This is a genomic window from Streptomyces sp. NPDC032161, assembly GCF_040636995.1.
GTDB lineage: Bacteria > Actinomycetota > Actinomycetes > Streptomycetales > Streptomycetaceae > Streptomyces.
Genome location: NZ_JBEZVN010000006.1, coordinates 184,257 through 197,164, shown reverse-complemented (window position 1 = coordinate 197,164; position 12,908 = coordinate 184,257). Strand labels below are relative to the sequence as shown.

The following is a 12,908-nucleotide window of genomic DNA, read 5'->3' as shown; positions in this document are numbered from 1 at the left end:
CGACGAGGGGAACGAGAACGTGGGCATCATCAGCTGGATCATCCTCGGTCTGGTCGCCGGAGTCATCGCCAAGGTCCTGCTGCCCGGTCGCGATCCGGGCGGCCTGATCGGCACCACTCTCATCGGCATCGCGGGCGCCTTCATCGGCGGCTGGCTCTCGGCACGCCTCCTCGACCGGCCCGTGGAGAAGGACTTCTTCGACCTGGCCACGTGGGGGGCGGCGATCGGCGGCTCCCTCGTCCTGCTCATCGGCTACCGCATCCTCTTCGGGAACTCGCGGGACTGACGGCCCGCGGAAGCGCGCGGGAGCCGACCTCCGGGGCCAGGGCCCCGCCAGGCGGCTGCCCCGGGGGCTCAGGTCTCCCCACCCGGCTCTACAGCGGCGTGGCCGCCCGCAGGATCACGATCATCGTGACCGCGGAGTTCGCGGACGACATGGCCGACAGGGCCGCACCGGCCACGGCGTACCAGGCCGCAGCGCCGACCGCGGTGAACGTGGGCGGCCAGGTGCGGGCCGCCGGAGCCGGGCCGAGCAGCGCGGCCACCCTGCGCGGTACCGGGCCCGGAGCGGCGAAGGCCGCCAGCGTCGAGGCGGGCGGCGGGGGCGAGATCAGCGCGGCCTTGCCCACCGCGCGGGCCGTCACCCGCCGGTCGCCGACCACACGGGCGGCCTCCTCGTCCGCCCAGCGCTCCACGGTGTACGCCACCGACGTACGGAGCGGCCGCAGGAACGGGTTGGCACGCGCCGCCAGCCCGGCCACCAGGAGAAAGCGGTGGTGACGCCCGTCGAGGTGGGCGCGCTCGTGGGCGAACAGGGCGCGGCGCTCCCGCGAGCCCAGGCCGGCCAGCATCCCCCTGGAGACCAGGATCCGGCCCGCGCCCCCGCTTCCGGGCAGCGTGTGGGCGTACGGCGTGGCGTCCGGCAGCACGGCGACCCGGGTGGCGGGCAGCCCCCGCAGGGCCCGCTCGGCATGGCGCCGCACCCGGTAGTGGCGCAGCAGGAGCCCCGTACAGGCCGCGGCCACGACCGCGAGGGCGCCGATGGCCGCCTTCCCGACCAGTTCGTGGCGCGGCACGGCCGCCCGCACCTCGGGGTCGGACCAGCCGTCGGGCAGCGGATTGCCCGGGAGCTGGGCGGTGCCGACGATCGCGAGCAGGACCAGGCAGAGGGTGCTGCACAGCCCGAGGACGGCGCTCGCCGCGGACAGGAGCCTGGTGGCGGCCCGGGGGTGGAGGTGGAGTTCCGCCAGGCGGGCGATCGGCCAGGCGGTCAGGGGCAGGACGAGCGGCAGGAAGACGAAGACGCCCATGGTTTCAGTTCTCCCGGCCGTCCCGGTCCTCGGTACGGCTTCCCGGTTCCCCGTCGTGGGCATCGTTGAGGAGCGCGCGGAGCAGTTCCTCGTCCCGTGCGGACAGGCCCGACACGAAGCTCATCAGCACGGCCTCGCGGTCGGTCTCGCCGTCCAGCACCCGCCGCATGCGGTGTGCGGCGAGCCCGGCCTCGTCCGCGGCCGCCGTCCACAGGAACGAGCGGCCCACCCGTTCCCGGGTGACGACGCGCTTCGCGTGCAGCCGGGTCAGGATCGTCATCACCGTCGTATAGGCGAGCGTGCCCCCGAGGTACGCCCGTACCCAGGCCGCCGTCTCCGGACCGGGCGCGGCCCGCAGCGCGGACAGCACCTGCGCCTCCAGTTCGCCCTGCCCACGACGGCGACCGCGCGCACCCCACTCCCCGCCGCCGTCCTCGTCGCGTCCCCGGTCCCCGTCGCGGGGCCCGCCCAGGTCGTGGTCCCGATCCCGATCCTGATCCGTCATGCCGTCGTCTCCCTGCCCGTGCGCCCTCCCCGTCGGGCGGGCACCCCATCGTAGTGAGACGAATCCGCGGCCCCACCGGATCCGCGGCATCGCCGTCACCCGGGCCGAGGGCGGGACAGCTGCTTGCGTCGGCGCGGAGGCAGCCGGCTCGAAGACGGCCGAGGCGGCGACAGCGGCGAGGGGCCGCCCGGCGTTCCGGACGGCCCCTCGCCGCGTACGTGGCACACGCGGCCCCCGAGGCACACACGCCCCGCGTGACGCACACGTCATGTCTGACGCACGCATCATTTCTGACGCAGGGGACACGGCTGATGCACGTGTCACGGCTGATTCTTGTGACACGGCTGATTCGCGTGACACCACCTGGCGGCCGGTCAGCGCAGCCGGAGCGCCTCGCGCAGCGTCGTGAACAGCTCGGTCTGGTCGGTGACGCCGAGGACCCGGTACGCCTGCGGGCCCTGCGCCGCGATCCGGACCTGGGTGCCGGTGTGCTCCTGCGACTGACCGGGCGGGTTGGTCGAGTAGTTGACCTTCAGCTGCTGGCCCTCGTCGGTGATCAGCGTGGAGGACAGGCCGGGCGGCTGGGCCTCCAGCGGCACGATCTGGCTGCTGTGGCCGTGGTCGGCGGTGGTGACGACCAGGGTGTCGGGGTGCTTGGCGGCGTAGGCGCGGGCCACCTTCACGGCGCGGTCGAACGCGGCCGTCTCACCGATCTGGCCGCACGGGTCGGCCGCGTGGTCCTGCTTGTCGATCGAGGCGCCCTCGACCTGGAGGAAGAAGCCCTTCTTGCTGTGCTTCCGCTTCTGCTTCGCCTCCAGGAGCTGGATGGCCTTGGTGGTCTGGTCGGCGAGGTTCGGGGTGCCGGCGGGCCGGTTCGGGTTGCTGGTGACGCAGCGCTGCGGGTCGGTGCCACCGACCGCCGCGGCCTTGCCGGTCCACTCGGTGGGCACGTTGCCCGGCGCGAAGAGGCCGAGCACGGGCTTGTCGCCCTTGACCGCCTTCAGGGACCGGTCGTCGGTGACGACCTGGTAGCCCAGCTTCCGGGCCTGCTCGGTGACGGTCAGGCCCTTGTACCTGCCGTCGGTCACCTTCTGGTCGAAGCGCTGCTTGCCTCCGCCGAGAAGGACGTCGACCTTGTGATCGACGCTCTGCTCGGCGATCGAGCCGGGGCCGCCCTTGGCGATGGTGTCGGTAGGACACTTGGCCATGTCGGCGGGGCCCTGGCAGGAGCGGTCGGCGGTGTGCGAGGCGAGGACGGCCGGGGTGGCGTCGGTGAGCTCGGCGGTGGTCACCGAACCGGTGGCGTACCCGCCCTTCTGGGCCAGCTCCAGAATGGTCGGGACGGCCTTGTTGCTGCCCGGGGTCTTGGAGATCCGCCCGTTGACGGTCTTCACACCGGTCGCCCAGCCCGTGCCGCTGGCCGCGGAGTCGGTGACGTAGTCCGGGGTGCCGTCGGCGTGCACGGCGTACGTCGTGTAGGCGCCGGTCAGCGGGAACTTGTCCATGTTCAGACGACCCGCCGCGCCCACGGTGTAGTCACGGGCGAGGGTGATCTCCGAGTCCCCCATGCCGTCACCGATCAGCAGGATGACGTTCTTCGCCTTCCCGCCCTTGACGGCCCGCTGGGCCTGCTCGTCGGGGCCGAACGCGCCCGCCGTCGTGGTGACGGCGACGACGGCGGCGGTGGCCGCCACGACGGCACTCGCGGCCACCAGACGGCTGCGGGACAGTCTCGGTCCGGGCATGCGTGACTCCTTGCACAGGTCGGTACGGGGGTGGAACCGGTCGGAACGGGGCCCGACAGCGAGGAGTCCATCAGCGCGACGTTAACCGCGGACGACATCGAGGTGCCCGCTGTTCGGCCGGAACAAGTCGCACCGACCGGGTGCTCGGAGGCGTGCTCCAGGGCGCCCGCCAGGCGCAGGACGTCCGCCTCTTGCGTACCATCCGCGGTGTGCACAGCCAGCAGGGTCATCCGTCCGGTGGTGACGGTGCCGGTCTTGTCCAGGACGATGGTGTCGACCTTACGCGTGGACTCCAGCACCTCCGGGCCCTTGATCAGGATGCCGAGCTGAGCGCCGCGGCCGGTGCCGACCATCAACGCGGTCGGCGTGGCCAGGCCCAGGGCGCAGGGGCGGGCGATGATCAGGACCGCGACGGCGGCGGTGAACGCGGCCGTCAGACCGGCACCGCTGCCCAGCCAGAACCCCAGGGTGCCCAGGGCCAGCGCTATGACGACGGGGACAAAGACGGCGGAGATCTTGTCGGCGAGCCGCTGGGCCGCCGCCTTGCCGTTCTGCGCGTCCTCGACCAACTTGGCCATGCGGGCGAGCTGCGTGTCGGCGCCCACCCTCGTGGCCTCCACCACCAGGCGTCCGCCGGCGTTCACGGTCGCCCCGGTGACGACGTCGCCGACACCGACCTCGACGGGTACGGACTCGCCGGTGAGCATCGATGCGTCGACGGCTGAGGTGCCCTCGACGACCGTGCCGTCGGTGGCGATCTTCTCGCCCGGGCGGACCTGGAAGCGGTCCCCGACCTTCAACTCGCTGACCGGGATCTGCTCCTCACGTCCGCCCCGCAGCACGGTGACGTCCTTGGCGCCCAGGTGAAGCAGAGCGCGCAGGGCGGCGCCGGCCTTGCGCTTGGAGCGTGCCTCGAAGAAGCGGCCGGCCAGGATGAAGGCGGTGACTCCGGCGGCTGCCTCGAGATAGATGTTCCCGGCGCCGTCGCTGCGGGCGATCGTGAACTCGAAGGGGTACGTCATGCCGGGCGTGCCGGCGGAGCCGAAGAACAGGGCCCACAGCGACCACAGGAACGCAGCCGAGGTGCCGGCCGAGATCAGCGTGTCCATCGTCGCGGCGCCGTGCCGCGCGTTCGTGAACGCCGCCTTGTGGAAGGGCCAGGCCGCGTACGTCACCACGGGCGCCGCCAGGGGCAGCGACAGCCACTGCCAGTAGTCGAACTGGAGCGCCGGGATCATCGCCATCGCGATGACGGGGACAGCCAGGACCACGGCCGTGATCAGCCGCTGCCTCAGCGGTTGCAGCTCGCCGTCGGCCTCCTCCTGGTCCGGCCCGCCCTTCCTGGAACCGGCTGCGCCGGACGCGGTTCCGGCTGGGGCTCGCGGGCGGTGTAGCCGGTGGCCTCCACCGTGGCGATCAGGTCCGTCACGGCGATGTCCGTGTCGAATGCGACCTTCGCCTTCTCGGTGGCGTAGTTGACAGTGGCGGTGACCCCCTCCATCCGGTTCAGTTTCTTCTCGATCCGGGCCGCGCAGGAGGCGCAGGTCATGCCGCCGATGACGAGTTCGACCTCGACTGTGTCAGGGACCGTGGTAGCCATCACTGCTCCTCGGGCTTGGGTGTGTAAGGGGGAAGAAGGAGCCGGGGCCGAGGGCGGGCCCGGCCGGTGGGCGGAGTCTTCAGGCCGCGCGGCCGGTGAGCTCGTAGCCGGCGTCGTCGACGACCTTCGCCAGCAGCGCGTCGTCGGGCTCGCCGGAGCTGGTCACGGAGACCCGGCCGGCCTAGACGTCGACGTCCACCGTCAGGACGCCGTCCAGGGCGCCGATCTCCTTGGTGAGCGTGGCCTTGCAGTGCCCGCACGTCATTCCGGAGACGTTGTAGACGGTGGCGGTGCCCTCGGCGACCTCGACCGTGGCGGTGTCGGTGGAGCAGCTGCCGTCGGGGGTGCAGCAGGACATGGGTTCCTCCTGAAGGATGCGAGCCTACTAGTACCCCTGGGGGGTACCACTACCGATCCCCCCATGCATACCCCCTAGCGGTATCCTTGCCAAAAGCTTCCGACGTTCCCACTTATACCCCCCGGGGGTATATAGTCGAGGGTGCTCGTCGCGGAAGGTGCGACACCGCAGAGAAAGGGCCCCCTCATGAACACGGGCGTAAAGATCACTGCTTTCGCCGCCGCAGTCGCGGCGACCTTCGGTGCCGCCTACGGCGTCGGTACAGCGGCCGGCCCCATCCACCAGGATCCGCAGCCGGCGGCCCACGCGGCGCACGACAAGCCGTCATCCCCGGATCACAACAGCGGCCAGGCGGACACGACGCCTGCAGGCCTACAGGTCTCCCGGGACGGATACACCCTCGACCTGGAAACCCCCCACGTCGCCGCAGGAGAAAAGAGGGAGCTCCGCTTCGCCATCCGCGATCAGCAGGGGCGGCAGGTCACCTCGTTCCAGCGCGAGCACGACAAGGAACTGCATCTCATCCTCGTCTCACGTGACCTGGCCACCTACCGGCACCTTCACCCCACCCGAGCCTCCGACGGCACCTGGAGCACCCCCGTCACCCTGCCCACCGCCGGCTCCTACCGCGTCTTCGCCGACTTCACTCCGGCCGCCGACAACGCGACCAACCTCACTCTCGGCGCCGACCTCGCGGCCTCCGGCCCCTACAAGGCCGCCTCCTTGCCCGTGCCGGCCGCCAGTACCACCGTCGACGGCTACACCGTCACCCTCGACACCGACCTGACCCCGGGCAAGACGTCCGGCGTCACCCTCACTGTCAGCCGCAACGGCCGCCCGGTCACCGACCTGCAGCCCTACCTCGGCGCCTACGGCCACCTGGTCGCCCTGCGCTCCGGCGACCTCGCCTACCTCCACGTCCACCCCAACGGCGAACCCGGCGACGGCACCACCGAGCCCGGCCCCGGCATCTCCTTCAGCACCACCGTGCCCAGCGCGGGCAGCTACCGCCTCTTCCTGGACTTCAAGCACAACGGCACCGTCCGCACCGCGGCCTTCACCGTCCAGACCGGAAAGTCCGCCACGTCGGAGACGGCAGACACCGATGAGCACGGCGGGAACCAGCACTGACCGCCACTACCCGTGGTGGCGGTCGGCCCGGAGCCCGGTCGCGACTCACAACATCCGTAAACATGCCGTTGGGTGCTATCGCGTCATGACTAGTGCCGGGAGCGGCACCAGGTCCTGTTTCTTGGATCACGCGCGGAGCCAGATCAGGAGGGCTGCGAGGGTGACGGTGCAGAGGTAGTCGTAGGCGCGTTTCTCGACTGGGGGCCGTCACCGTACTGTCCGGGGGCAGAGCGAGGGCGAGAGGTCTGCACCGTTCATCGGCAGCAAGGCGGATCCTGGTGGTGAATCCGTCCCGGGAGCGGCCCGGACATTCGCCGATCCGACTACCTCCTCCAGCCGGACCACCAGTTTCCGCAGTACCGGATCGACCCGGTTCGTCCCCCGGCCGGCCCCTTTTGAGGGACCCCGGCCGGCGGCGCCTCACTCAGGTCGCGGCCACCACGCGCGCCCTGCGGTCCTTCGCCCTGCAGATGCTCGACGAACACATGCGCACCTGCCTCCGCGCCGCCGTCGCGGAAGGCGGCGAAGACGGGCACATGAAACTCAAGGAAGCCAGCGCCGCCATCGCCCGACTTGTGCGCCCATGACGCCGTACGGCTGATGACGGCCAGTCCGAGCCGACTACGACCACAAACACGCACCGGGCCGCACTTCGGGCTCGTGTCGTGCAGGGGGGAGGCACCTTCCGCCCGGCCGACCGGCTCAATATTCGGCTGCGGCCAGGCTCGTCATCCTGCCGTCGCACGGGCCTTCCGGGGCCACACCAGCTCGACTCCCCGAAGGTCCTCCACCGCCAGTCCAGAGCCTTGAGGCCTTGCGGCTCGATGGTGACGGCGAAGGAGAGACCGGCATGGGCTCCCTGGGGGAACGGGGTGCGCTCCTGACTTCGGGCGACAGAGCGGCCCTACATGCCGGCGTACTCGCATGCGCAGAGTTGGGTACGGACGAACGTGCAGAGCAAGTGGGCGCCGAATGGCGCCCATTGCCATGCGAGATGTCCGGCCTCCGAGATCTCGCCCCTTTCTTCCCCATCGCCGCATGCGTGCGCGGACGCCGGTTGGGCGATGAAGGACTGCCGTGGCCGGCGACGGTCTGGCCCATGCAGTTCGATCTTGCATTTCTCGGGCGCTGGCGCCGCAACCGCGCTGCTCCGTCTCGGAGCTTCGCGCCTTCTCGCGATCTCCTCTCCCGGAGGAGAACGCGCTCGCCGGCCTCGGTGAAGAAACAGGACTGCTCGGTGGCGGCGCCAAGGCCAGGTGCCGCCAGTGGGGCGAGGCGATCTGCGGTGTCAAAGGGACGGCCCAGGGATGGACCTGCGGCGGTGAGCACGTACAGACGGTACGCCGCGAGTCCGTGGGCGGAACGGTTCTTCGTGACGTGGTCGCCCTGGTTGCCGCAGGACGGCGGCGAGGCCGCCGCCGTGACGTCGCTGGGTGGTGGTCACCTGCGGCCGTGACGTTTGACCTCGACCTGTCGCTCCCGGACGGGGAGGAGCCGCTGGCGATTCGGAGGCAGGGGCAGCTCGGAATACCGGAGGGGGGTATATTGCTGACCCGAGGAGATATACCCCCCTCCGGTATAGGAGACAGATATGTCAACCCCAGCCTCCCCTCCAAGCCCGCGCCGCTGGACGGCGCTCGCACTCATAGCCCTGGCCCAGTTCGCGGTCATCATGGACACGTCCATCATCGGCGTGGCCCTCCCCAAGATGCAGGTTGACCTGGGCTTCTCCCAGGAGAACCTGTCCTGGGTGTTCAACGCCTACGTCGTTGCCTTTGGCGGGCTTCTCCTGCTCGGCGGCCGGCTGTCGGATCTGTTGGGCGCCAAGCGGATCTTCGTTGCCGGCTGGACCGTGATGGCCGCGGGATCCCTGGTCGCCGGCCTCGCCTCCGAGGTCTGGGTCGAACTGACCGGCCGTGCCCTGCAAGGCGTCGGCGCCGCGCTGATCGCCCCGTCCGCCCTGACCCTGCTGATGATGCTCTTCGGCACCCGCCCCGAGGAGCTGACCAAGGCGCTGGCTCTGTACGGCGCCGCGGCCCCGGCAGGCGGCACCGCCGGCGTCTTCCTCGGCGGCGTCATCACCGAGTACGCCAGCTGGCCCTGGGTGTTCTACATCAACATCCCGATCGCCCTGATCGTGCTGGCCGCCACCCCGGCCGTCATGCCCTCGGCCCCGGTCCGCCGCGGCTCCGTCGATTTCGCGGGAGCGGCCACCGTCACCGTGGGACTGGCCACCGCCGTCTACGCCATCGTCCGCGCCCCCGAAACCGGCTGGGGCTCAGCCCAGACCTGGCTCGTACTGTTGGCCGGCGTGGCCCTGATCGCCGCGTTCATCGCCATCCAGTCCAAGCGCCGCGAGCCGCTGATGCGGCTGGGTATCTGGCGGGCCCCCAACCTGGCCGGAGCGAACATCGCGCAGCTGCTGATGGCCGCCGCGTGGATCCCGATGTGGTTCTTCCTCAACCTCTACCTCCAGCAGGTCCTGGGACTGGGCGCCTTCGCCTCCGGCGCGGCCCTGCTGCCCATGACGGTCGCCATCATGATCATGATGATCGTCCTGGCGCCCCGCCTGATGGCCCGCTTCGGGGCCAAGCCGCTGATCGTTACCGGCCTGCTGGCCCTCGCGGCAGGCATGCTGTGGCTGTCCTTCGTCCGGGCGGAGGGCACCTTCTGGGTCGATGTCCTGCCCGCCTCCCTGCTGGCCGCGGCCGGCATGTCGCTGGCGTTCATCCCCTCCCTCGGTACCGCACTGTCCAGTGCGCGCCCCGAAGAAGGCGGCCTGGCCTCCGGCATCGTCAACACCAGCTACCAGGTCGGCTCCGCTCTCGGACTGGCCGCGATGACGGCCGTGTCCGCGGCCTACGGCGCGCGCGAACTCGGCAACCCCGGTGCGCTCACCAACGGGTTCTCCGCCGCTTTCCTCGGCTCAGCAGCCCTCGCCGCCGTCGGCGCACTCGCGTCACTGCTCACCCTGCGCACAGCCCCCGCGCCGGATTCCGCTCACAGCGAGGAGCGACCCGCCAAGGCGAACGCAGCCTGAACCCGCCGGGATCATCTCGCGCCCGCAACGCACGTGTCGCCTGACAGAGGAAGGAGCCCCTGTCAGGCGACACAGGTAGTTCAGGGTGCTGGCCGCAGGCCTGCCAGGGTGGCCTCGACGAGGCGGGTCACAGCGGCTCGGGAGGGGAGACTCGCGGCGGCGGTCGGGCGAAGTATGCGTCTCGGCATCCAGCCGTGCCCTGCCCGTCGCTTCCGTCACCCGCGCCGGCCAACGATCGACCAGCCCCCATGACCCCCGACGGGCATAGCGCGACGGTGGGCTCTGCAGGCCGAGCGGGAACCGGGTGGCGCCGATCTCGACCATGGCGTCGTACGGCACGGCGATGTGGGCGTGCGGGGATCCGACAGAACAGCGCTCCTCGTGCGGGGCTTGGCAGGAACACAGGCTCTCATCGCTGACGGACACCGCCGTCACACCGCCGCTCGACAGCTCATGGGGCCCGGAGGGGAACGGGTTCTGGTGCGCTGTTCCCGCACTGGTGGTGGACAGCACGACATACCCTCTGCGACTGACCGCGATCCACTGGGTGCTGCCCGGACTGGATGAACACCCAGGCAACCCGATCGACCGTATACCCCTAGGGGGTAGTTGACGTGTGGGCACGCCGAGTTTTAGTCTCTCACTTGTCCATGCGATACCCCCTAGGGGTATAAGTGATCTGGGAGGCCACCATGTGCACCACTTCCGCCGCACCGCAAAGCGTCCCCGCCGTCGTCCGAGCGGGCACGAATGACGGCACGCTGCCCGACTGGCACCTACGGGGTGAGTGGTTCGACGTGTGCAGCTGTGCGCTGCCCTGCCCCTGCACGTTCGCCCAGACGCCGACCCACGGGGACTGCCTCTTCACGCTCGTCTGGCAGGTTCACGAAGGGCACTTCGGGGAGGTGCGCCTGGACGGCCTGGGCGTGGTGGCACTGGGCGAGTTCGCCGGGAACATGTGGGTCGGCGACCCCGACGCCACGATGAAGGTGATGCTCTACATCGACGCCAAGGGCGACCAGGCCCAGCGTGGCGCGCTGGAGCAGATATTCGCCGGTCATGTAGGCGGCTGGCCGGGCCAGTTCGGCTCGCTGATCAGCGAACTGCGCGAGGTGCGGTACGCACCGGTCCACTTCGACGCCGCCGAGGATCTCTCGTACTGGCGGGCCCGTGTCGCCGACACGGTCTCCGTCGGCGCGACCGCCCTCACAGGCCCCACTGCCGACCCCTCCCGCCGCGTCCAGCTGATCAATGCTCCGGGCGCCGAGGTCGGCCCCGGCCAGATCGCCACATGGGGCGTCGTCGAGAGCGACCGCGCGGAAGGATTCGACTTCTCCCATGAATACCGCGGGGGATCCAGCAAGCACTTCCCCTTCGACTGGCGCCCCTGACCGCGGGGCGGGAGCAGGGCGAGAAGGCGGGGCAGGAGGTCTCGTCCGGCGACTGATCGACGGAACCGGGACGGCCTGCCACGCCGACAATTGCATGACGTGAACGCGCAGGCCGAGCACGTGGATCGGGCCGCGACACCCGGACACCCTGAGGTGCGGCACCGCCGTTGTGCGGTGCCGCACGCGTGATGCATCTTCTGGCGTCATCCCTTCAGGACAACGACCTCCTCCCGGATACCCCGAGGGCGTACGGGAGGTCGTGACGGCCGGGCCCCGTGAGTACGCGCCCGAGCTGCCTCTTGTACCGGCGGAGCGTCCTGCACGGCCGGGCCTGCGCAGCAGCGGATGGATGCAATGGCCGGGCTTCGAAGGCCACCAGCGGCTGAGGGATGCCTCGCGAGGCGGAACCACGGCGGCGCGCGGATTCAGAGCCTGACAGGAACCCCCGGGGGGTAAGGTGGTCGAACCTGGGCGACCGTGAGCACAGGGCCCGTGTGGCTGCCTGCTGTGCAGCATCAGGCGGTCTTTGGCAGCGACGGCGCAACGTACGAAAGTGAGTCGGTCACGCACCGTTGGGCGGCATCGGCCGACGGTGCGTGCCCCATCCGGACACCTTTCACGTCGACTACGGGCCGTTGGGTGCCATCGCGTGCCGGTTCGGCACGCACACCGGAGAGGCGGGCAAATGAACGGACACACCTTCCTCGAGGGCAGCCGGGAGTGCCCGCCGATCGGCCTGTGGCTCGGCCTGGCCAACCCGTACACGGCCGAGCTCTGCGCGACAATCGGATTCGACTGGGCGCTGATCGACTCCGAGCACGCACCCAACACCCTTCAGACCGTCGTCTCCCAACTTCAGGCGATCGCCGCAACACCCGCTACACCAGTGGTGCGCCCGCCGACCTCCCAGCCCGAGGCCATCAAGCGTTACCTCGACATCGGCGCTCACACCCTCCTACTGCCCATGGTCGACGGGCCGGAGCAGGCCACGGCGGCAGTCGCCGCCACTCGTTACCCACCAGAGGGAACACGCGGTGTCGGCAGCGCACTGGCTCGCGCATCAGGCTGGGGGCACGACACGGAATATCTGTCGACCGCGAACAATCGCACCTTCGTGATGGCGCAGATCGAGTCTCCGCAAGCCGTTTCCTCGATCGACGACATCGCAGCCGTGGACGGGATCGATGCGATCTTCATTGGTCTGTCCGACCTTGCCGCGACGATGGGCCATCTCGGCGAGCCGACGCACGTCGACGTTCTTGCAGCCTTCCGATACGTGGCCCAGCGCGCACACCGCGCGGGCAAACCCGTAGGGACCTTGGCCGGCACTGAGCAGCTCGCGGAGATCGCCAGGGTGGCAGGTTGCCAGTTCATCGCAGTAGGCACCGACGTCGGATTGCTTACCCGAGGGGGCGCGCAGCTCCTGAGCGCCCACCGGTGCACCAGTCGGCCTGTCCGGCCCGCCGTGTACTGAACGTCCGACAAGCGCCACGCAACAGGGATGTCGCGCCAAGCACACGAAGCGAAGCGGCGCGCCCCCACGGCGGAGTGCAAGCCGCGGATCGTCGCGGAGTACGACGCGGCCCCGGCCGACGAGAAGGGTGCGATCCTGCGCCGGGACCGGCTGTACCACTCCACATCATCGAGTGGCACGGAGCCCGCGACGCCGGGGCCCGGTGCCGGCCAGCCCGACCGGTCCCCGTCTCAGCGGCTGCCGCACCCCGCGCTGACGGTCCCGGTACCGGCCCGGAACGACGACGTGCCCCGGACACCGGGCCGACCCGGTTGCCGCACGGCCTCAGCGCTCTGCTGGACGCGCATACAACTC

At 70.5% G+C, this 12,908-nt stretch carries 10 protein-coding genes and 2 pseudogenes; 7 read left to right on the top strand and 5 right to left on the bottom strand.

The genetic code is table 11. The annotated features are described in order from the left end of the window. The first annotated feature begins 19 nt into the window (after positions 1 to 19). Positions 20 to 286, top strand: coding sequence for a GlsB/YeaQ/YmgE family stress response membrane protein (locus AB0E67_RS16940; protein WP_073787256.1), 267 nt, complete (start codon positions 20 to 22; stop codon positions 284 to 286). Positions 287 to 374: 88 nt separating this feature from the next. On the opposite strand, the gene AB0E67_RS16935 is transcribed toward AB0E67_RS16940, so the two are convergent. The 5 genes and pseudogenes from AB0E67_RS16935 to AB0E67_RS16915 all read right to left on the bottom strand — a co-directional run bounded on the left by AB0E67_RS16935 (position 375) and on the right by AB0E67_RS16915 (position 5,518). Beyond that, positions 375 to 1,310 carry a M56 family metallopeptidase gene (locus AB0E67_RS16935; protein WP_351520658.1) on the bottom strand — a complete coding sequence of 312 codons (936 nt, stop codon included), beginning with the start codon at positions 1,308 to 1,310 and terminating at the stop codon, positions 375 to 377. Positions 1,311 to 1,314: 4 nt separating this feature from the next. Continuing rightward, positions 1,315 to 1,815 carry a BlaI/MecI/CopY family transcriptional regulator gene (locus tag AB0E67_RS16930; protein WP_362026915.1) on the bottom strand — a complete coding sequence of 167 codons (501 nt, stop codon included), beginning with the start codon at positions 1,813 to 1,815 and terminating at the stop codon, positions 1,315 to 1,317. A gap of 374 nt (positions 1,816 to 2,189) precedes the next feature. Next, the gene (locus AB0E67_RS16925) at positions 2,190 to 3,560 is read right to left on the bottom strand and encodes an alkaline phosphatase (protein ID WP_362026912.1); all 1,371 of its coding nucleotides are present in this window, start codon (positions 3,558 to 3,560) and stop codon (positions 2,190 to 2,192) included. A gap of 134 nt (positions 3,561 to 3,694) precedes the next feature. Beyond that, positions 3,695 to 5,160 (bottom strand): annotated as a pseudogene (locus AB0E67_RS16920) (heavy metal translocating P-type ATPase); the annotation flags it as partial. A gap of 79 nt (positions 5,161 to 5,239) precedes the next feature. Then, positions 5,240 to 5,518 (bottom strand): annotated as a pseudogene (locus AB0E67_RS16915) (heavy-metal-associated domain-containing protein). Positions 5,519 to 5,704: 186 nt separating this feature from the next. Here AB0E67_RS16915 and AB0E67_RS16910 point away from each other — a divergent pair. From AB0E67_RS16910 to AB0E67_RS16885, 6 genes are all read left to right on the top strand, one after another. Next, entirely contained in the window at positions 5,705 to 6,649 is a 945-nt protein-coding gene (locus AB0E67_RS16910; RefSeq protein WP_362026909.1) for a hypothetical protein, read from the top strand. A gap of 278 nt (positions 6,650 to 6,927) precedes the next feature. Further along, positions 6,928 to 7,236: a metal-sensing transcriptional repressor gene (locus AB0E67_RS16905; protein WP_362026906.1), complete on the top strand. Its 309-nt coding sequence runs from the start codon at positions 6,928 to 6,930 to the stop codon at positions 7,234 to 7,236. 734 nt (positions 7,237 to 7,970) lie between these two features. After that, complete coding sequence (locus AB0E67_RS16900; RefSeq protein ID WP_362026904.1) at positions 7,971 to 8,105, top strand: hypothetical protein; 135 nt, start codon at positions 7,971 to 7,973, stop codon at positions 8,103 to 8,105. 135 nt (positions 8,106 to 8,240) lie between these two features. Continuing rightward, the gene (locus AB0E67_RS16895) at positions 8,241 to 9,689 is read left to right on the top strand and encodes an MFS transporter (RefSeq protein ID WP_362026902.1); all 1,449 of its coding nucleotides are present in this window, start codon (positions 8,241 to 8,243) and stop codon (positions 9,687 to 9,689) included. 692 nt (positions 9,690 to 10,381) lie between these two features. Next, positions 10,382 to 11,080: a DUF1326 domain-containing protein gene (locus AB0E67_RS16890; RefSeq protein WP_362026900.1), complete on the top strand. Its 699-nt coding sequence runs from the start codon at positions 10,382 to 10,384 to the stop codon at positions 11,078 to 11,080. Positions 11,081 to 11,765: 685 nt separating this feature from the next. Beyond that, on the top strand, positions 11,766 to 12,554 hold the full coding sequence (locus tag AB0E67_RS16885) for an HpcH/HpaI aldolase/citrate lyase family protein (protein ID WP_362026898.1): 789 nt from the start codon (positions 11,766 to 11,768) through the stop codon (positions 12,552 to 12,554). Positions 12,555 to 12,908: the final 354 nt, after the last annotated feature.

What these genes read in the sequence shown, in the direction of transcription:
- AB0E67_RS16910 (WP_362026909.1), top strand. Translation starts at nt 5,705, where the DNA reads ATGAACACGGGCGTAAAGATCACTGCTTTCGCCGCCGCAGTCGCGGCG.
- AB0E67_RS16895 (WP_362026902.1), top strand. Translation starts at nt 8,241, where the DNA reads ATGTCAACCCCAGCCTCCCCTCCAAGCCCGCGCCGCTGGACGGCGCTC.
- AB0E67_RS16925 (WP_362026912.1), bottom strand. Translation starts at nt 3,560, where the DNA reads ATGCCCGGACCGAGACTGTCCCGCAGCCGTCTGGTGGCCGCGAGTGCC.
- AB0E67_RS16935 (WP_351520658.1), bottom strand. Translation starts at nt 1,310, where the DNA reads ATGGGCGTCTTCGTCTTCCTGCCGCTCGTCCTGCCCCTGACCGCCTGG.
- AB0E67_RS16930 (WP_362026915.1), bottom strand. Translation starts at nt 1,815, where the DNA reads ATGACGGATCAGGATCGGGATCGGGACCACGACCTGGGCGGGCCCCGC.
- AB0E67_RS16890 (WP_362026900.1), top strand. Translation starts at nt 10,382, where the DNA reads ATGTGCACCACTTCCGCCGCACCGCAAAGCGTCCCCGCCGTCGTCCGA.
- AB0E67_RS16885 (WP_362026898.1), top strand. Translation starts at nt 11,766, where the DNA reads ATGAACGGACACACCTTCCTCGAGGGCAGCCGGGAGTGCCCGCCGATC.